The organism is Bradyrhizobium altum (genome assembly GCF_020889705.1).
GTDB lineage: Bacteria > Pseudomonadota > Alphaproteobacteria > Rhizobiales > Xanthobacteraceae > Bradyrhizobium > Bradyrhizobium altum.
The window spans coordinates 70,882-89,219 of record NZ_JACMYP010000006.1 but is presented as its reverse complement, the minus strand read 5'-3'; the positions used below and the strand labels follow the sequence as shown (position 1 = coordinate 89,219).

Genomic DNA, 18,338 nt, shown 5'->3' with positions numbered 1-18,338 from the left:
CCGGGGACCCACCGCCAGGCCGGCCCTGGAGGCCGCCGCAAAATCCCCCTCGCCGGGCTTTTCCTTTGAACCTTTTACGCAGCGCCAAGACAAAACTGCGCTGGGGATTTCAGGGCCCAGCGTCTGGCGCAGCGCTGTGGGACGAGGATATTCCGTCTACGCGGCGCTGTTGCATTTTATAAATTCAACCTTAAGTTTGGTCCCCAACAGTTGACGGCTCACGCCCTGAGAGATCCCCAGTCCGTCAACTGGGAAAGCCCCGCATCCAGCCTGCGGGGCTTTCTATTTTCGGGATGCTGGAACCTGCCGCCGCAAGCACCGTTAGGTGGCTGGTTGCCGGCACGATCTCCCCAAGGCCCGCCGGCATCAGACCTCGCGAGTCCACTCGCGGGGTTTTGCTTTTTAGAGGAGGTCCAACCTAGCGCGTCCTTGATTGGCAGTGATGGGCATTCGATGAGATAGACGGCCGTGCCTCCAAGGCTCGACCACGAAAGCCCCGTTCCAGAATTTTCCTGGGCGGGGCTTTCCCGTATCGCGCGCTGCATGAGCGTGTCGCAGGTCGTTCAATGCGATGGCTCGCGAAAGCTTGAGAACGCGGCCGCCCGGAGCGGTCGCAAAAGTCGTGCAGGCCCCTGCCCCGCGCTGCGTTTTGCTGCTATTTCTTGGCGCGTCTCACCCGAGCCAAAACAAAATCTCTGAATTCCCAGGAGGACAAGAAAATGCGCTATCTGCACACCATGCTGCGCGTCCGCAATCTCGATGTCGCGATGAAATTCTATCAGGACGCGCTGGGGCTGAAGGAAGTGCGCCGCATCGACAATGACAAGGGCCGCTTCACGCTGGTGTTTCTCTGCGCGGAGGAAGATCTCCATCTGCTCAAGTCGCTGCCGCAAAGCCGCGGCGCGCCGCTGGTCGAATTGACCTACAACTGGGACGAGGAGAAATACGGCGAGGACCGCCATTTCGGCCATCTCGCCTACGAGGTCGACGACATCTACGCGACCTGCGAGAAGCTGATGAAGATGGGCGTCACCATCAACCGTCCGCCGCGCGACGGCAACATGGCGTTCGTGCGCTCGCCCGACCTGCACTCGATCGAGATCCTGCAGAAGGGCGATTCGAAGGCGCCGGCCGAACCATGGGCCTCGATGCCGAACACCGGGCACTGGTAAACGCCGCGCCCGCCCGCACGTTCCTAATCCACGTTTCTCCATCGGCGAAGCGCGGAGCGATCGCGAGGAACATGACGCAGCAGTTGACGTTGCCTCCTCACACGAATGCGAGGAGGCGAGGAGATGGGAAAAGGACTTTTGCTTTGGCTGTTGGGTGTGCCGATCCCGGTGATCATCGTGCTGTGGTTACTGTTCGGTCACTGACTGCGCCTTGACTGCTATCGACGAGGCTCTGCCGCATCGCGGCAGAGCCTCTTTTTTTTGCGCTCGGTACAATTCACCCCGCGCTTTTCCCTGACGGTTCGGCTAAGAACGCGCGCAAAGCGCAACAGCGGAAAGAAAACGCGTGATGGACAGCAAGCCGCAACTGACGATCTGGGGCCGGCCCAATTCGGTCAATGTGCAAAAGGTGCTCTGGTGTCTCGCCGAGCTCGACCTGCCCTATCAGCGCATCGATGCCGGCATGCAGTTCGGCAAGAACGATCAGCCTGACTATCTCGCGATGAATCCGAATGGCCGCGTCCCGACGCTGGTCGACGGCGACTATGTGCTGTGGGAATCCAATTCGGTGATGCGCTATCTCTGCATGGCCTACGGCCAGAGCTCGCCGGTCTATCCGCGGGCGCCAAAGGCGCGCGCGGCCGTTGACCGCTGGCTCGACTGGACGCTGTCGACGCTGCAACCGGTCGAGCGCCCGCTGTTCTGGGGACTGGTGCGCACGGCGCCGGATAAGCGCGACATGGTCCAGATCCAGAAGGACGCCGATGCCGCGGGCGTGGTGTGGCGCGTCGTCGAGGCGCAGCTTGCAAGCCGCCGCTACATCGAGGGCGATCAGTTCACGATCGCCGACATCGCGCTCGGCGCCTTTGCGCGGCGCTGGTTCGGTGTCGAGGGCGTCACGAAGCCGAAGCTGCCCCATCTCGAGCGCTGGTTCGGCGAGATCGCGCAGCGGCCGGCCTTCGTGCGCATCGTCGCGCCGCCGATGTCGTGAGCGGCAAGCCGCTCAGCGTCCGCTGGACACCCCTGCACCGACACTGATGGCGCCACCTAACCTCACGCAGGTGTCGGAGCCCTCGACCTTGACGAAGCCCGGTCCGTACGACGCGCAGGAATTGCTCCGCGTCACGGATTTCGACGGCAGGGTTCTGCCGGCATCGGGCGGCGTCTGGAAATTGCGGCGGTCGCCGGCTTGCGCGAACGCAGCGGCGGGAAGCAGGACGGCGATGACGGCAAAGCAGGTCTTGCGCATCCGGCCTTTTATCGCGCGCGGCCGGATCAGGCTAGCGCACGAATCTGACGCCGAACGTCTTGCCCTCGCGCCAGACCACTTCGCAGGCGCGCCCGGTGCGGGCGTCGCGCGAAAACGCCAGCCGCAGCTTGGCCGGCAGCGTGTTGTTGTCCTGCACGGTGATTTTCGCGCCCGACGAGGACATGTCCTCGACCACGCACGGCCGCGCGGCGAATCCGCCGTCGAGCGTGATCCAGCCGGATTGACGCAGCGATTTGCGCGTTTCGCGCTTCTTGGACCCTAGAGCCATCACATCATCCCCAAGCCCAGCCGTATCGCCGCTGACTTTACAAAAGGTTGCGAAAGACCGGCGGATTGCAGTGATTGTGCCGTTGCTCACAGTGAGCCGAACCGCACGGCAAGCCGCTCGCCCGCGCGATAATTCGTCGAGTCTGCTGGATTTCCGGTTTGGCGCCGATGGCGCTCCCTAGCGGAATCGAACCGCTCTCTCCACCGTGAAAGGGTGGCGTCCTAACCGATAGACGAAGGGAGCAAAACTCCCGGCAAATCAATACGTTAGACGTGAGATATGCCGAACTGCCGTGACCTGCAACCGGCCGCGACGGGCGAACGTATAGTGGCGATTGGCCGGACGGGCAAGCGGTCAGAACGCTTTTCCCGGATTGCCCGCCCAGGCCACCTACGGGAGATTACCTGCACGACAATCCGGCCTCGATCGAGGTCCAGAAGCCGCAATGCGACGGCGCATGCGCATGGGCCCGCGAACCGCCCCCATGAATCAGGATGGCGGCGGCAAGCGCGACGACGACGGTGGGAATAACGAGTTTTCGGAACGACATGGGCCTGCGCATCGAACGACATCGTGGCCTAACTAAGGCCTGCAGGCCGGATCGATGTCTGGCGACAGCGCGCTAGTGATTGGTCACGCTCGCGACGTCCTGACGATTGGTCGGCTGCGTCGCCGCCGCCGGCGTCTGCTTGATGCAGGTGCTGCAGATCACGAGCTTGCGCGCCAGCCGGTCATCGGCATCTGCTTCCGACAGTTGCGTCTCCGCCACCGCCGGCGAAACATTCCGCGCATGGCGTCGCGGCTGCGGCGAATTGGGGTCTTGTCCCGCGCCGTCCCAGGCCAGCGGACCGGTTCCCGGCGGCGGGGTCGTCATGCTGTATTGCTGCGAAACCTGCGCGCAAGCGCCGAGCGCGATCGGAAGAAGAACCACAGCGGCCTTGCGGGCCCAGTTCCGGAATGCAGACATGATCACACCCACACGCTATTCGTACTGCAACATTCGTACTGCGACCTAAGAGCAGAACCGCTAAGAAATCGTTTGCCCTGATTGTTCCGTCGCATCCAACCGCGACGGCATCAAGACGGGATTGCGGCGCCAAGGCGTAAATCAAGACGCAAATCAAAGACGCTCATCCGGAGTCCAATAATGCCAGGCACCAACGATCGCTTCGACGGCAAGCGCGTGCTCGCCGATCTCAACGCGCTGCGCGCGATCGGCGCCTACAAGACCGGCGTGCACAAGCCGACATTCTCGGAGCCGCATCTGCGCTCGCTGGACTGGCTTGCGGCACAGCTGCCCGATGCCGACCTCACCGCGACGATCGACGGCATCGGCAACGTGTTCGGCACCAGTGCGAAAGCGGGACCGAAGCTGCTCGCGGGCTCGCATCTCGAAAGCCAGAACCATGCAGGCTGGCTCGATGGGCCGCTCGGCGTGATCTATGCGCTGGAGGCCGCGCGCGTCATCAACGGCGATCCCGGCATCAGCGGCGCGGTCGAGGTCGCGGCGTGGTGCGACGAGGAAGGACATTTCGGCAGCTTCCTCGGCAGCCGGTCGTTCGCCGGCACAGTGACCGAGGCCGACATCGATGCGGCGCGCGACCGCTCCAGCGATCGCACCATGCGAGCGGCGTTGCGCGATGCTGGCTTCGCCGGCCGCCCGCGCCTCAGCGCCGAACCCGGCCGACACATCGGCTATCTCGAAGCCCATATCGAGCAAGGCGACACGCTGGAATCTAGCCGGCTCAAGATCGGCGTCGTCACCTCGATCGTCGGCATCTGGCAATATCGCATCACGTTCACCGGTGAGCAGAACCATGCCGGCACCACGCGGATGGCGGTGCGCAGGGATGCCGGCCTGGCGCTGGCGCGGTTCTGCGTCGCGATCGACGACAGCTTCCCTGCGCTGTGCGGACCGCGCACGGTGTGGACCACCGGCCGCATCACGCTGGACCCGGGCGCGCCGAGCATCATCCCAGGCCACGCCGACATGCTGTTCCAGATCCGCGACGACAATCCCGAAGTGATCGCACGGCTCGAGGCGCACCTGCATCGCCTGGCAGAAGAAGCCACCGCGCAGGGCCGCTGCGGCGTGAAGGTCGAGCGGATCCGGACCGGCGTGCCCGCGATGATGACGCCTGTGTTCCAGGACGCGATCGAGGCCGCGAGCGCTGCCTGCGCCGGCGGCAAATCCATCCGGATGCCGAGCGGCGCCGGCCATGACGCCCAGGTCCTCGCCACCATCATGCCGGCCGCGATGCTGTTCGTGCCGTCGATCGGCGGCATCAGCCATCACTGGAGCGAGAACACCGACGACGCCGATATCGTCACGGGCGCCGCGGTGTTTGTCGAAACCTGCCGGCGCCTGCTGGCGGGTTAGAGCGTTTTCGAGCGAAGTGGACACCGGTTCGCGTGAAGAAAACGCGTCCAAACAGGAATCTAGAGCTTCGGTTCTGATTCAATCAGAACCGAAAAGCTCTAGCCGCCTTGCGAACGCCGCCCCGCGGCATTGTCGCCATCAGGTTGGCCCGCCCCGATTCCGGATCTCAGCGAAGCCAACGCGTGCGAGCCCTGCGCGGTCACCCTCCGCGCGGTGAAGAAGACATACAACAAGCAGACGTCGATCAGGATCGTGCCGGCCATGACGCTGTAGGCCCACGGGCTTTCCACCAGCTTCACTTCGACCAACACGCGCGACAGTCCGAATCCCACGACCCACGCATCAAAGCTCATGCAAATCCGGCGAAACGTCTCGGCATCCAGCCGCCGGATCAGCCAGGCACCGAACGGTATGCCGAGGACCACGCAGGGAACGAGCACGAACAGGATGCTCCGGCTCTCTTCGATGAACAGACCGAGCTTGTAGTACGCGATCGCAGTCAAGCCGGACTCTGTCACCCGAACCAGTGCGAGACCGGCCCGAAACTCGTCTTTGACCAGGCCCTGATTATTGAAAAGGATCGCCAGCGGCGGTCCCGAGATGGTCGTGACCGAGTACAAGACCCCGAGCGCCGTTCCAAACGGCAAACCGACCAGCCATTTCGACTGGATCGGCTTCCGCCACCCGGCCGCCTGCACCAGGATCAGCGGCAGAATGATCGAGTAGGTGGCGAATTTGATCCAGCCCGGCTGCAGCGACGTCAGGGCAAAGGCTCCGACTGCGATGCCGGGCAGCATGCCGATGAGAATGGGCAGCACGCGCCGCCACACCGCGGGAACGCCGCTCAGGTTGATGCATAGAACATACAGGTTGACGAAGACTTCGACGATGACGACCGCGGGATTGAGAACGCGGTTGGTGTAGAAGACAAGCGCGACCGGCACCGTGAGCGAGGAAAACCCGTAACCCAGCGCACCGTTAACAAAGGCCGCAAACAGGGCGATCACGGCAAGAACGATCACAGCAGAATCAATCGAAGACATCTTTGGCTTTTACCGGATCAGTCGCTTTGCCCGCGGCATTATAGCCCATGGAAAGCGACGCGGTGCCGAAACTTGCCGCCGCCACGTCGTGCCACGGCCACTCGCCGTGAAGTTCGCCCGATCTGCGGCTCAGCGACCTCGTCATGCCGTGAGCCACCTTGTCGATGTGCCTCCCATCTCGCTCCGACACGCCATCGCCGCGCGGCTCGCAACATCAAAGCAAGCTTACTGGACCGACAATCGTCATCCGAGCACAGTTCGGGTACCGAGGCGCTGCGCCTGGAACGCCGCACGGGGGCGTTTGGCTGCCAAGGAACTGCCCGACAGCCGGTCGTCGCCCTCTGCTTTGGGCTGATCGAGGCCCGCACCGCGCTTTCGCCGGCAACCGTGGCATATTGGACACGAGAACGGCGTCAGCCGGGAGGATTCCCCGATTGCCCGATTTGCAATCCGCTGAACTTGCTGCCATTTCTTCAGCACGCATCGCTTTGGTGCCATTAAGGGAGCCGTCCGGCTCATGTTGTTGCTTGAGTCGCTTCCGACTGTGATTGGCGCCGCCGCCATCGCACCTGCGCTGCTGGTACTGTGGCTGGTGATTGCCGCCGACGAGCGCCCCGGACCACCGGTACAGGTTTGGCTCGCCTTCGTGCTCGGCGCGGCCAGCATCTCGCTGCTTGGCCTCGCGCGAATTCCCTTCAACGCGCTGCTCGCCATTCCCGACAATCCCTGGGCGACGCAGGCAGTGCGCGCGCTGTTCGGCGTCGCGGCGCCGGAGGAGATCGTCAAGGTTCTCGTCATCGTCGCCATCTCGACGCGCCGCCGCGCCTTCGCCGATCCGATGGATACGGTGGTCTATGGCGCGGCTGCCGGACTTGGCTTTGCCGCCTATGAGAACCTCGCCTATCTGGTTCAGCACAAGGACATGTGGCGCGCGCTCGCGGCGTTGCGCAGCGTGCTCACCGTGCCGTTCCATGGTGCGCTCGGCATCATCGCCGGCGCCTACCTTGCGATCGCGCGCTCCGGCGGCGCGCTCGGCGCCTACCGGGGCCACCGCGACTGGGCGCGCATCACCAACTGGTCGCTGGTACTGGTCGCACCGGTCGCGTTGCACGCGGCGTTCGATTTTCCGCTGCTCGCGCTCCAGCGCATTCCCGATCTCAGCTCGACCACGCGGCTGCTGCTCGGCTCGGCCAGCGTGCTGATCGGCTTCTCCTCGATCGGCTTTGCGATCCGCCTGGTGCGCCGCCTCGGCAGGCATCATGCGCCGCGCACTGATGTCGCGCGCGAGCGGCTGAGCCAACTGCGGCGGATGTGGGCGCTGCTGCTGGTCGGCGGCGGCACCGGCTTTGCCGGGGTCTCCTTCCTGCTCACCTCGCTGCACCACTGGTACGTCAATCCCGAGCGCAATGCCTCGTTCATCCTGGTCCCGATCGGCTTCACCTCGATCCTGATCGGACTGGCGCTGCTGATCGCGACCACCACGGTCTATTTCCTCGGCCGCAACCGGATGCGGACCGCCGCGGAGGGCTTTCCGTCCGCGCCGGGCCAGAGCTAGGATACGCCACACGCTCGCAGACTTTACGGTTGCAGACTTTACGGTTGCAGATTTGGAGAGCCGCGATGACCCTGTCCAACGATCTCGACAGACTGCGATCGGAGATGCAGGCCGCGGTCAAGCAACACTGGAAGGCGTTCCTGTTCGAAGGCATCCTGCTCGTGATCCTCGGCATCGCGGCGATGATCGTGCCGACATTCGCGAGCCTCGCCGTCACCATCTTCCTCGGCTGGATGTTCCTGATCTCAGGCATCGGCGGGCTGATCGTGACCTTCTGGGCGCGCAACATGCCGGGTTTCTGGTGGTCGCTGATCTCGGCCGCGCTCGCCGTGCTGGCCGGCATGGTGTTGCTCGCCCGCCCGATGCAGGGCGTGCTGACGCTGACCATTGTCATCGGCGCCTATTTCGTCGCCGAGGGCGTCGCCACCATCATGTATGCGCTGGAGCACCGCCGCGAATTGTCGGGACGCTGGTCCTGGCTCCTGATCGCCGGCCTGATGGATGTCGTCGTCGCCTTCTTCATCATCGCGGGCCTGCCGGAGTCGGCGGGCTGGGCGATCGGCCTCCTGGTCGGCCTCAACCTGATGTTCGGCGGGGCGACCCTGATAGGTATGGCGTTGGCGGCGCGCAACACCTGACGGCGGACCGGCTCGCCTGCGGCTTTGGGGGGTGACAGGCCGATATCCGTCGGGTATAGAGCCGCCATGATCACCGTCGCCACCAGCTATTTTTGGTACTTTAGCTACGACAGCTCGCTGGCGGCAGGAGGATCGCGCTCAATCTGAAGAATTGCAGCAAACGTCCAAAACAAGCCGCCAGACCTGGCGGCTTTTTTGTGTGCCGGCAGGTCCCGAACTCCAAAGGAGCCAGCCGTGTTGAGTACGACAGACGATCTTCGCATCAAGGAACTAAAAGAGCTCAGTAGGCCCGAAGAGGTGATGCGGGAGGTCCCGCGCACCCTGACGGCGACCCGCGTTGTGATGGGCGCCCGCAACGCCATCCACGCGATCCTCAACGGCACCGATGACCGCCTGCTGGTCGTCGTCGGCCCCTGCTCCATCCACGATCCCGCGGCGGCCGTCGATTACGCCGGGCGTCTCGCCAACCTGCGCGAACAGCTCGCCGACCGCCTCGAGATCGTGATGCGGGTCTATTTCGAGAAGCCGCGCACCACCGTGGGCTGGAAGGGACTGATCAACGATCCCGATCTCGACAGCAGCTTCGACATCAACAAGGGCCTGCGCCTTGCACGCAACGTGCTATCGGCCGTGAACAATCTCGGCCTGCCCGCCGGCACCGAATTCCTCGACATGACGACGCCGCAATACATCGCCGATCTGGTCTCGTGGGCCGCGATCGGCGCGCGCACCACCGAGAGCCAGATCCATCGCGAGCTGGCGTCCGGCCTGTCGTGCCCGGTCGGCTTCAAGAACAGCACCGACGGTGGCGTGCGGATCGCGGCGGACGCGGTGAAATCGGCGTCGCACCCGCATCACTTCATGGCGGTCACCAAAGGCGGCCGATCGGCGATCGCCGCGACCGGCGGCAACGAAGACTGCCACGTCATCCTGCGCGGCGGCCGGGTGCCGAACTATGACGCAGCGAGCGTCGATGCGGCCGCCGCCGAGCTCGGCCACGCCGGTGTCGCGCCGCGGCTGATGATCGACACCAGCCACGCCAACAGCAGCAAGAAGCCGGAGAACCAGCCGCTGGTTGCCGCTGACATCGCACAGCAGGTCGCAAGCGGCGAACAGCGCATCATCGGCGTGATGATCGAGAGCAACCTTGTCGCGGGACGCCAGGACGTCGTGCCGGGCAAGCCGCTGACCTATGGCCAGAGCATCACGGACGGCTGCATCGACCTCGCGACGACGGCTGACGTGCTGATGCAGCTGGCCGATGCCGTCGACGCGAGGCGCAGCGTGCGGCGTGATGGCCTGCAGGAGCGTTCGGCCTGAGACGGTCGAACGGATTGAGTGCTTGCTAGCGGTGCGCACCAGATCGCGCTCCGCTAGCTCTCCGAGACATTGGCGAGTTGGTAGCCGTTCGAGCGCGAGGCGCACAATTGGGGTGCCATACGACGGGTTTAGGGTGTTTAATGGCCGCGGGGCTCTGGATCGGAAAAGGAGTTCCCAATGGCCGTAACCGTCGAGCAGAAGAGCTACGAGATGCCCCCACAGGAGGGGATCAGCATCGCGCAATTTCTCACCGTTGCCGACATCGAGCGATCGGCTCGCTACTACGAAAAGGTATTCGACGCACGCATTCTGAGCCTCGGAGACGGCAACGCGCCAGGGTATCTTCAGCTCGCAAATATCTGGATGATTTTGAACGTCGGGGGCGGACCGACACCGGACAAGCCGACGGTATCGCTCAGCGTTCCAGACCCGAACCACATCAACAGTTTCCTGAATATCCGCGTTGCGGACATTCAAGCGTGCTACCGACTGTGGAAAAGTCGAGGAGCCGATTTCATCACCGAGCCGTTAGAGAAATACGGCGAGTGGCGCTGCTACATCCGCGACCCTGACGGTTATCTTATCGAGGTGGGACAGAGCACTACGCTCAAATACGGCTAGCGCTCTGGCTGCACTGGGTGCGGATTTTGGGGTGCGGATTTTGCCACTTACGAATCTCCGCACGGGGAATCCTCGCCCCCTATGCGGCGTGACCGTTGATACGAAAGCCGGCACCGCGCCAGCGTCGCTGCCGACCTAGCAGCCGCGGCAGATGCTCTTGATCTTCTTGTCGAGCGCAGCGTCTTCCTTGTTTGCCTGGCTGTTCGGGTCGCTGATATTCTTCTCGTTGCCAACGTCGCCGCGGCGTGGCTGACGATGCCCGACCGGCGCCTCCGGCAGCGGCGCGTTCTTCTGCATGGAGGACGATCCGCCCTGTTGCTGCGCCCAAGCCTGGGACGTTCCAACCTGGGGCGCTCCGACCGCAACCAACATCAGAGCCATCAACAAAACAGTCTTTCGCATCTCGCGTCTCCGCTTCTCAACCTATCGCGCCCGTTCCGGCAACTCGACGGTAGCACAGTTGCGCCGCCCCTGCGCTGCGCAATCCTGTACCTTCCGTATATCGGCCATCGTGCCAAGGAGCCAGATTCCCGCGGCGACCAGCACCACAAAGAAGTCGAACATCACAGCATTTTCGATGCCGCGGCTGCCCTCGTCCTCAGGCGGCGGCTGCCGTCCGTCCCCGGGCCCGCTCATGACCGCCTTAGGATTGCGGCGGATAAAGATGAACGTCACCGCAATAATCGACGATACGGTACCGCCGCTCCACCGGATCCTCACCTTCGCGGGAAGCCGGCTGCGACAAATAGGTCGGGCCGATCGGCGCCTTGCCGTAGCCCCCGGGGATGTCGAGCACGTAATCCGGCTGGCACAGTCCGGAAACGCGCCCGCGCAACGTCCGCATCAATTCCTGCCCGGCTTCGATCGTGGTGCGCAAATGCGCGGTGCCGGGCGCGAGGTCGCCGTGATGCAGATAATAGGGCTTGATCCGGCACTCGACGAAGGCGCGCATCAGCGCCGCGAGCGTCGCAGCATCGTCATTGACGCCGCGCAACAGGACGGACTGGCTGACCAATGGGATGCCGGCGTCGGCAAGGCGCGCGCACGCGGCGCGGGCATTGGCGCCCAGCTCGCGCGGATGGTTGGCGTGGATTGCGATCCAGGTCGTCGCCCCGTCGACCCGCAGCGCCGCGACCATCTCGGAATTGATGCGTTCGGGATCGGCGATGGGAACGCGGCTGTGAAGGCGGATGATCTTCACATGATCGATGCCAGCGAGATCGGCCATGATGTCGGACAGCCTGCGCGACGATAGCATCAAGGGATCGCCGCCGGTCAGGATGACTTCCCAGACTTCTTGATGGGTACGGATGTACTCCAGTGCCCCGCGATAGGCATCGTCGGACAAGGCCGAGGCCTTGCCCGGCCCGACCATTTCGCGCCGGAAACAGAACCGGCAATAGACCGCGCAGACATGGACGAGCTTGAACAACACCCGGTCCGGATAGCGATGCACGATGCCGGCGACCGGCGAATGCGCATCGTCGCCGATCGGATCGGCGTTCTCGCCCGGCTGCTCCACGAGCTCGTCAGCGCTCGGGATGAACTGCCGCGCGATCGGATCGGCGGAATCGGCCGGATCGATCAGCGCCGCGAGCTCCGGCGTCACCGCGACCGCGTAGCGCGCAGCCACCTGTTCGAGGTCGGCAAGGGCTGCGACCGGCACGAGGCCGGCATCAGCCAGCTCGCGCGGCTGGCGCAGCGTCGCCGCCCATTTCGGATCGATGCTGTTCATGGCTCTCCTGCAGGCGGCGTCCAGACCACCTGGTCAATTCGTGGCGCGCCGCTCGCCAGCATCACCAGCCGGTCGAAGCCGAGTGCGACGCCGCTCGCCTCGGGCATCTGGCCAACGGCGGCAAGGAAATCGTCGTCCAGCGGATAGCGCTCGCCGTAACGGCGGGCCTTCTCGTCCATGGCTGCGGTGAAACGATGGCGCTGCTCGGTCGCATCGGTCAACTCGCCAAAGCCGTTGGCGAGCTCGACCCCGCAGGCATAGACCTCGAAGCGCTCGGCGACGAGTGGCTCACCCGCCTTGGTGCGCGCCAGCGCGGCCTCCGGCGACGGGTACTCGAACAGCACCGTCAGGCGGCCCTGTCCGAGGTTGGGCTCGACATGCTCGACCAGCACCTTACTGAAGATGTCCGACCAGGTGTCGTCGTCCGCGATCCGCACCCGCTCTCGCGCGGCTGACGCCAGCGCCTCGCGATTGCCCTCGCCGCCCGAGATCGTCGCCAGCAGGTCGATGCCGGCGAAGCGCTCGAAACCTGCGGCAACCGTCAGCAGCTCCGGCTCGGCAAAGGGATCGGCGATCTTGCCACGGAAGGAAAACCGCCCGATCCCGGTCGCCTGCGCGGCATGGGCGATGACGACGATCGTGTCGGCCATGATGGCGTCGTAACCGGCATTGGCGCGGTACCATTCCAGCATGGTGAATTCGGGCAAATGCAGGTCGCCGCGCTCGCGATCGCGGAACACCCGCGCGAACTCGTAGATCCTGGGCTCGCCGGCCGCGAGCAGCTTCTTGCAGGCGAACTCGGGCGAGGTGCGCAGATAGCGTGGCGCAGCTGTGCCATCGGCTTGCCTGAGTTCGGTACGCGGGGCGTGCAGATGCGTCTCGTTGCCCGGCGATATCTGCAGGATGGCGGTCTCGACCTCGGCAAAGCCTTGCTCCTCGAACCACGCCCGGAGCGCCTGCGTGATCGCGGTGCGCGCCCGCAGGAATGGCCTGCGATCAGCGTAGCGTGACGGCGTCCACCAGGGCGAGGGCTGGTCAAGCGCGGTCATCGGTCGGCCGATCCAACGGTTGCGGATTCAACATCAACAAGCCACCGCCCCGATTTAAGAGCCGGGCGCAAATCCTTGATTCCATACAAATACATGGTCGACACGGTCTTGGTCGCAGCGGAACGCGGCGAAGCGACTCCCTTCTTGTCGAAAGATGCCGGCATTGTCCATGCGTCGCCGCGGCTGAACCTGAACACCGGCTCGCGCGTCCCATCGCCAGTTCCGCGGAAGCACGATGGTGCCGCGGTCGGCTGGTCGAGGCCTCTACGTCCTGCAAACAGGGACATTCTCGGTTCCCCCAAGCCTTGCCGAACATAACGAGAAGGCTCGAAAAATCCCCGGCAAGGACCCTCGTTAGCGGCCCCCCGAGGGCTGTTGCCGGCGGTTGGCAAACTGCCGAATTCGGCCGCAAAAGACTGGCATCTCAGGGACAAATCAGTATGTTGCAGCCCGAAATCGCCGCCACGGCCGAGGGGCTGCCGGTCCGGTTTGCGCCCCCGCTTCTCAAATTCAGGAAAACACCTTTGAAAGTCATCGCCAGTTCCATCCGCAAGGGCAACATCATCGAGCAGGATGGCAAGCTCTATGTGGTCCTCTCCGCCGAAAACATTCATCCCGGCAAGGGCACCCCCGTCAGCCAGATCGAAATGCGCCGCATCGGCGACGGCGTGAAGGTGTCGGAGCGTTACAAGACCACTGACCAGGTCGAGAAGGCTACCGTCGAGGATCACAACTACAACTACCTCTACGAGGACGCCGACGGCTTCCACTTCATGAACAACGACAATTACGACCAGGTCCAGGTCTCCAAGGAGATCGTCGGCTCGTCTGCGCCGTATTTGCAGGAGAACATGACCGTGAAGCTGTCGATGCACGACGGCAATCCGGTCGCGATCCAGCTGCCCCAGCGCGTGACGCTGGAAGTGGTGGAGACCGAGCCCGTCACCAAGGGCCAGACCGCCTCGTCGTCGTACAAGCCCGCGATGCTGTCGAACGGCATCCGCACCGGCGTGCCGCCGCACGTTTCCACCGGCACACGCATCGTCGTGATGACCGAGGACGGCTCCTACGTCGAACGCGCCAAGGATTGAGCAAGGATTGAGCGGTGCGGTGACAGTCGTAATGAACCATCATCGCTCATCAGGCTGTTGTTTAGCCTCAAACTTTCCGGAAACTGCTACACACTTTTCCGGAACTTGCTCTAATCTCTCGCGATCAGACATGAGCCGGGGAGTGCAGTGAACAGGAAGGTCGTCAGCTTCTTCAGTTGCTGGCTGGCAGCCCTGCTCTTGCCTCCTCCCGGCGCTCATGCCGACGAATTCCGGACGCCTTCGATCTCGGCCATGCGGGTCGAATGGCGCTCGGTGCTCGACCAACTCCGGCAAGAGATCACCACCCGCCCGGCCATTGCCTCCAGCTTCACGTTTGCCGGACAACGCCGCATCCCGGCCACCGATCCGCGCGCGACGCCCGCGCTGGTGCAGCTGAATGCGGTGACATCGCCGCTCTTCCCCGGCATTGCGCAGAGCCCGATCCCGGTGCTGCTGCCTTTCGACCCCGCAAGCTATCTCGACGCACGACAGAACGGCGCACCGGACAGCCTGCCGGTCGCGCGCTACCAGGCCGACTTCCGCGCGGCCGATGTCTTCCATGCCGGTGCGTCCGGCTATGACGCGGTGTTCTCGCTCGACCCGGGCGCCGGCGACGGCATGCCGCCGCGGACCTTTGCCAAGCCGGTCGAGGTGCAGATCTCGGGCTCGATCCTGGTCTACGACCTCGCCGACCGGCTCGGCGGCAAGGGCGAACCGGTCAAGACGCTGGCCGCGCAGCTTCCGGACCTCCGCCGCTTCATCCGCGAAGGCTATGTGCGCTACGCCTTCACCCGCTTCGGGATTCCCTATGTCGTCTCGATCCAGTGCCTCGACAGCGCGCCGCGGCCGAAGCGGCTCGCGTGCCGCGAGGCCTATCCGGTGGCCGAGCGCTTCCTGAAGGCGTTGCGCATCGCCGGCGGCCAACCGTCGCGGCCGCGCAGCGACGTCGCCTCCGACGTCGCCGAGCGGCCGATCGCTCAATCGGCTGATTTCACCTACCGCCCGAGCGGCGACATCGTCGCGGGCAGCAGCGGCCGCAGGCAGCAGGGTGGCCACGCCGACTTCACGGTGTACTCGCAGATCCGCTTTCCGCTGGAGAAAGCGCCGGCCTTCGCGCATTCGCAATCCTTCGCCAGGCGCAAGGCGCGCGCGACAGTCGACGAGTATCCCTGGCAGGACAATTTCTGCGAAGCGCGCAGCTTCGAGGTCGGCCAATGCACCAGCGGCTACGGCCATCAGGGCCAGGATATCAGGCCGGGCGCGTGTCCGGCCGACAGCAAGGACGGTTGCGACCCCAGGCAGCGGGCGGTCGTCGCGGTGCGCGACAGTATCGTGATCCGCTCGGTGCAGCAGCAGGCCGCGACATTGCAGGTCAACACAAGCACCGAGCATGTCCGTTTCCGCTACATGCACATGAACCCGTCCGTGATGGATGCCGACGGCCTGCTCAATGGACGCCACCTCAGCGAGGGCGAGAAGATCGGCGTGGTCTCGAACTATCTCGACCATCCCAACGGCACGTCGCGGCATCTGCATTTCGACGTGCAGGTGTTCACGCGCGACGGCTGGCTCTGGGTCAATCCCTACACCACGCTGGTGTCGGCCTATGAGCGGCTGATCCGCGGCCGCGGCCGCGAGATCGGCCCGGAGCCCGGACCTGCCGCCGCGGTGGCCCATGCCCTGCCCGACGACGTCGTGCATCGCATCGATACCCAGGAAGGCGGCGGCAATTAGGACGTGGTCGAGCGAAGCCTGTCCCGCACTTGATGCGGGATGGACACCGGTCCGGGGCGCACTGCCAAAATATCGAAAACAACCCCATGCAAAGTAGCCGGCGGCTGCCGTCGTTCGACACGACAACTTGACACGTCGGGCAAATCAGCGGCATTATTCCATTATTCCGAAATCGTGCAAATGCCGCTCGCCCCCGGGGCCATGGCGCTCCGCGCCACATCGGTCGCGACATTGCGCGGATTGGGAAGCTGCACCGTGTTGCGATAGGCCGAATTGCCGATCACGAGCGCGACGCGCCGCTCGGCAAACGCGTCCGCCTATTTCTTCCAGGGCGCATCGCCGCGTGCCGCGGCGTCCGCGAAGATGCCCTGCTCGTAGTCGATGAAGGCGCGCACCATGGCGCGATAGGCGGCTTCCGCAACCTTGGGCGACAGCCCGTCCGCTTCCGCAAGCGCCATCGCCTTCTTCACCACCGCCTCGGCGCGCTCGGGCGCCTCGACCTGCGCGGGGTTGGCCTTGAAGCGGGCGGCTTCATGGACGTAGCGGCCGCGCTCGGCCATCAGGCGCACGATCTCGCGGTCGAGCCGGTCGATGTTGCTGCGCACCTCGCCAAGCGTCTTGCAGCAGGCGCCGTTGTCGACGGTGGGACTGCCCCACAACGCCGGCGCGTTGGTCGCAGGCTCCTCGGCCCACGCCACCGCAGGGATCAGAAGCGTCAACAGAACCACCGGCAATCGCATCGAACGCCTCCCAGTCAGCGAGCATGACGGGCGATTGTTAAGCCGATTTTGCGCGCCGATGGAAGTCGCGATGGCGACGGAGCGACCGCGAATTCCATCGCGAACCGCATCGATGCGATCAGCCGATCTCCATTCCGGCCAACACCTCACCGACCTGCTTCTGGGCGTCCGGGGGCAACGGCAGGATCGGACGCGGAGGCTCGGCCGCACAGATCCCTCTGAGATTGGCGATCGCGTAGGCGACCCGCAGGCTGGAGAATGTCTTGAACAGTTGCCAGACCGGTTGCAGCCGCGCGTCGAGCTGCCGCGCCCTGGCGGCATCGCCACTTGCCACGGCACGGACGATGTCGACGCAGACCTTGGGGAAAATTCCTGCGAGAACGCTGTACCAGGTCTCGCCACCCGCCAGCAGCGCCTCGGTGCAATTCCAGTCGGCACTGTACCCCAACGAGAAGCCGTTCGGCACGACGGCGCGCAATTCAGCGATATGGCCCGACAGTGTGGAAGCGTCCAGCGCGGGACTCTTCACCGCCAGGATTCCCGCAACGTGACTCAAGCGGCCGATCAGAGCCGGAGTGAATCGAAAATGCGTGGTGCCCGGATTGTCGTAGATGCAGATCGGCAATCCGCTTTCACGCGCCACCGTTTGAAAATGCTCGAACACCTCATCATCGGTCAGCGGCGTATAGGACACCGGCGCCAGCAGGCCTGCCGCCGCGCCGGCATCGCGCGCATCCTGCGCCAGCTTCACCGCATCATCGGTGCGCAGCGCACCGACGCCAACCAGGATCGGCGTCTTGCCCTCTGCGAGGGCGGCCGCCGCCTGCACGGCACGCCGCCGCTCATCGCGGCTGAAATACGGGTATGAGCCGGTGCTTCCGAGCAGACCGATCGAATCCACTTTCGCCGCGATCAGAGGCTCCAGCAATGTGCGAAGCGCCGCCGCATCGACCTGCCCATCTCTGTTCGAGGGCGTGATCGGGAAGGCGGAAAGCCCCTTGAGATTGACCATCGGTTGCTCCTGTTCGTTGACCGCCGCGCGAGCAGCGCGATCGCATTGCGGTCGTCACCGCCGCGCCATCAATCGCCGCGCCCAATTCCGCTTGCAAGGTCCAGTTTGCTGCGGACTTCACGGCAAACTGGTCCAGTGCTTGACGGCGCGTGCGATCTGCGGAATTGGGCCGGCGTCGATCGGAATTGCCGGCGGCTATTCCAGCATCGTGGTCAGCTGCGCGCCCTCATCGGCGACGAACACCGCGATCAGTTCCGCCGGCTCCGTGGTGCTCGCATTGGCCGAGACCATGTGGGTCGAGCCCGGCGGCTCGAAGAAGGATTGGCCGACCTTGAAGGTCTCGACCGGCCCACCGCCGAGCTGGGAACGGATCTCGCCCTTGGTGATGTAGGCCGTCACCGAGCCGGAATGGCGGTGCGGCGGCGTGAAGCCGCCGGGACCATAGAACACGCGCACGACGGTGACGCGCTTGCCCGCCACGTTCGGCAGCGCATGCGAGGTGATGACCTCGACCTTGTCGAGCGGCGACGCCGCATTGGCGCTCGCGCAGAGCGGCGCGATCACCGCGGAGATCGCGTCCATCGGGGTCGGCAGCGCCTTGCCGATCACGAAGGCCGAAGCCAGTCCCGCGATCACGGCCAGCAAGACCGGCCGCGGCGGCCGCGCGAACGAAAGAGATGGTGTCATCGCCATCGAGCTCATCGGTTGGT

At 64.5% G+C, this 18,338-nt stretch carries 23 protein-coding genes and 1 tRNA gene; 10 read left to right on the top strand and 14 right to left on the bottom strand.

The window, feature by feature from the left end; translation table 11 throughout:
* The 3 genes from H8B02_RS03880 to H8B02_RS03870 all read left to right on the top strand — a co-directional run.
* Positions 1-214: hypothetical protein (locus tag H8B02_RS03880; protein WP_229164943.1), on the top strand; the 214-nt coding region annotated here is incomplete at its 5' end.
* Between the two features lie 505 nt (positions 215-719).
* Positions 720-1,172 carry a VOC family protein gene (locus H8B02_RS03875; protein ID WP_229164942.1) on the top strand — a complete coding sequence of 151 codons (453 nt, stop codon included), beginning with the start codon at positions 720-722 and terminating at the stop codon, positions 1,170-1,172.
* 349 nt (positions 1,173-1,521) lie between these two features.
* Positions 1,522-2,163, top strand: coding sequence for a glutathione S-transferase family protein (locus tag H8B02_RS03870; RefSeq protein ID WP_229164947.1), 642 nt, complete (start codon positions 1,522-1,524; stop codon positions 2,161-2,163).
* 12 nt (positions 2,164-2,175) lie between these two features.
* On the opposite strand, the gene H8B02_RS03865 is transcribed toward H8B02_RS03870, so the two are convergent.
* The 5 genes from H8B02_RS03865 to H8B02_RS03845 form a co-directional block, all read right to left on the bottom strand.
* The gene (locus tag H8B02_RS03865) at positions 2,176-2,421 is read right to left on the bottom strand and encodes a hypothetical protein (protein WP_229164941.1); all 246 of its coding nucleotides are present in this window, start codon (positions 2,419-2,421) and stop codon (positions 2,176-2,178) included.
* Between the two features lie 31 nt (positions 2,422-2,452).
* Positions 2,453-2,710, bottom strand: coding sequence for a PilZ domain-containing protein (locus H8B02_RS03860; RefSeq protein WP_176531167.1), 258 nt, complete (start codon positions 2,708-2,710; stop codon positions 2,453-2,455).
* A 168-nt stretch (positions 2,711-2,878) separates the two neighbouring features.
* A tRNA-Glu gene (locus tag H8B02_RS03855) sits at positions 2,879-2,953 on the bottom strand.
* Positions 2,954-3,110: 157 nt separating this feature from the next.
* Entirely contained in the window at positions 3,111-3,272 is a 162-nt protein-coding gene (locus H8B02_RS03850) for a hypothetical protein (RefSeq protein ID WP_229164940.1), read from the bottom strand.
* Between the two features lie 60 nt (positions 3,273-3,332).
* Entirely contained in the window at positions 3,333-3,677 is a 345-nt protein-coding gene (locus tag H8B02_RS03845) for a hypothetical protein (RefSeq protein WP_229164939.1), read from the bottom strand.
* 180 nt (positions 3,678-3,857) lie between these two features.
* Between H8B02_RS03845 and H8B02_RS03840 the strand changes: the two genes are divergently transcribed.
* Entirely contained in the window at positions 3,858-5,090 is a 1,233-nt protein-coding gene (locus H8B02_RS03840; protein ID WP_229164938.1) for a Zn-dependent hydrolase, read from the top strand.
* Between the two features lie 98 nt (positions 5,091-5,188).
* Here H8B02_RS03840 and H8B02_RS03835 read toward each other — a convergent pair whose 3' ends face one another.
* On the bottom strand, positions 5,189-6,112 hold the full coding sequence (locus tag H8B02_RS03835) for a sulfite exporter TauE/SafE family protein (RefSeq protein WP_229164937.1): 924 nt from the start codon (positions 6,110-6,112) through the stop codon (positions 5,189-5,191).
* 7 nt (positions 6,113-6,119) lie between these two features.
* Complete coding sequence (locus H8B02_RS03830) at positions 6,120-6,278, bottom strand: hypothetical protein (RefSeq protein ID WP_229164936.1); 159 nt, start codon at positions 6,276-6,278, stop codon at positions 6,120-6,122.
* Between the two features lie 372 nt (positions 6,279-6,650).
* Between H8B02_RS03830 and H8B02_RS03825 the strand changes: the two genes are divergently transcribed.
* From H8B02_RS03825 to H8B02_RS03810, 4 genes are all read left to right on the top strand, one after another.
* Positions 6,651-7,688, top strand: a complete 1,038-nt coding sequence (locus H8B02_RS03825) for a PrsW family glutamic-type intramembrane protease (RefSeq protein WP_229164935.1) — start codon at positions 6,651-6,653, stop codon at positions 7,686-7,688.
* A gap of 65 nt (positions 7,689-7,753) precedes the next feature.
* Positions 7,754-8,326 (top strand): HdeD family acid-resistance protein, encoded by a 573-nt coding sequence (locus H8B02_RS03820; RefSeq protein WP_229164934.1) that lies wholly within the window; start codon positions 7,754-7,756, stop codon positions 8,324-8,326.
* Positions 8,327-8,560: 234 nt separating this feature from the next.
* A complete protein-coding gene (locus H8B02_RS03815) occupies positions 8,561-9,646 on the top strand; it encodes a 3-deoxy-7-phosphoheptulonate synthase (protein ID WP_312000594.1) in 1,086 nt (361 codons plus the stop codon).
* Positions 9,647-9,823: 177 nt separating this feature from the next.
* On the top strand, positions 9,824-10,267 hold the full coding sequence (locus H8B02_RS03810) for a VOC family protein (RefSeq protein ID WP_229164933.1): 444 nt from the start codon (positions 9,824-9,826) through the stop codon (positions 10,265-10,267).
* A gap of 135 nt (positions 10,268-10,402) precedes the next feature.
* Here H8B02_RS03810 and H8B02_RS03805 read toward each other — a convergent pair whose 3' ends face one another.
* Genes H8B02_RS03805 through epmA form a run of 4 tightly spaced genes read right to left on the bottom strand, consistent with a single transcriptional unit; the run spans position 10,403 to position 13,051 of the window.
* Complete coding sequence (locus tag H8B02_RS03805) at positions 10,403-10,669, bottom strand: hypothetical protein (RefSeq protein ID WP_229164932.1); 267 nt, start codon at positions 10,667-10,669, stop codon at positions 10,403-10,405.
* A 21-nt stretch (positions 10,670-10,690) separates the two neighbouring features.
* The gene (locus H8B02_RS03800; RefSeq protein ID WP_229164931.1) at positions 10,691-10,942 is read right to left on the bottom strand and encodes a hypothetical protein; all 252 of its coding nucleotides are present in this window, start codon (positions 10,940-10,942) and stop codon (positions 10,691-10,693) included.
* Positions 10,911-12,002 carry a lysine-2,3-aminomutase-like protein gene (locus H8B02_RS03795; protein WP_229164930.1) on the bottom strand — a complete coding sequence of 364 codons (1,092 nt, stop codon included), beginning with the start codon at positions 12,000-12,002 and terminating at the stop codon, positions 10,911-10,913. Before H8B02_RS03795 ends, H8B02_RS03800 begins: the two co-directional genes overlap by 32 nt.
* Positions 11,999-13,051: an EF-P lysine aminoacylase EpmA gene (gene epmA, locus H8B02_RS03790; RefSeq protein WP_229164929.1), complete on the bottom strand. Its 1,053-nt coding sequence runs from the start codon at positions 13,049-13,051 to the stop codon at positions 11,999-12,001. Before epmA ends, H8B02_RS03795 begins: the two co-directional genes overlap by 4 nt.
* A 524-nt stretch (positions 13,052-13,575) precedes the next feature.
* On the opposite strand from epmA, the gene efp reads away from it, so the two are divergent.
* Both efp and H8B02_RS03780 read left to right on the top strand, forming a co-directional pair.
* Complete coding sequence (gene efp, locus H8B02_RS03785) at positions 13,576-14,142, top strand: elongation factor P (protein ID WP_092125602.1); 567 nt, start codon at positions 13,576-13,578, stop codon at positions 14,140-14,142.
* Between the two features lie 147 nt (positions 14,143-14,289).
* Positions 14,290-15,876, top strand: a complete 1,587-nt coding sequence (locus H8B02_RS03780; protein WP_229164928.1) for a M23 family peptidase — start codon at positions 14,290-14,292, stop codon at positions 15,874-15,876.
* 317 nt (positions 15,877-16,193) lie between these two features.
* On the opposite strand, the gene H8B02_RS03775 is transcribed toward H8B02_RS03780, so the two are convergent.
* The 3 genes from H8B02_RS03775 to H8B02_RS03765 all read right to left on the bottom strand — a co-directional run bounded on the left by H8B02_RS03775 (position 16,194) and on the right by H8B02_RS03765 (position 18,330).
* Complete coding sequence (locus H8B02_RS03775) at positions 16,194-16,616, bottom strand: chorismate mutase (protein ID WP_229164927.1); 423 nt, start codon at positions 16,614-16,616, stop codon at positions 16,194-16,196.
* A 118-nt stretch (positions 16,617-16,734) separates the two neighbouring features.
* Positions 16,735-17,628 (bottom strand): dihydrodipicolinate synthase family protein, encoded by an 894-nt coding sequence (locus tag H8B02_RS03770; RefSeq protein WP_229164926.1) that lies wholly within the window; start codon positions 17,626-17,628, stop codon positions 16,735-16,737.
* Positions 17,629-17,823: 195 nt separating this feature from the next.
* Positions 17,824-18,330 (bottom strand): cupin domain-containing protein, encoded by a 507-nt coding sequence (locus H8B02_RS03765; protein ID WP_229164925.1) that lies wholly within the window; start codon positions 18,328-18,330, stop codon positions 17,824-17,826.
* Between the last annotated feature and the right edge of the window lie 8 nt (positions 18,331-18,338).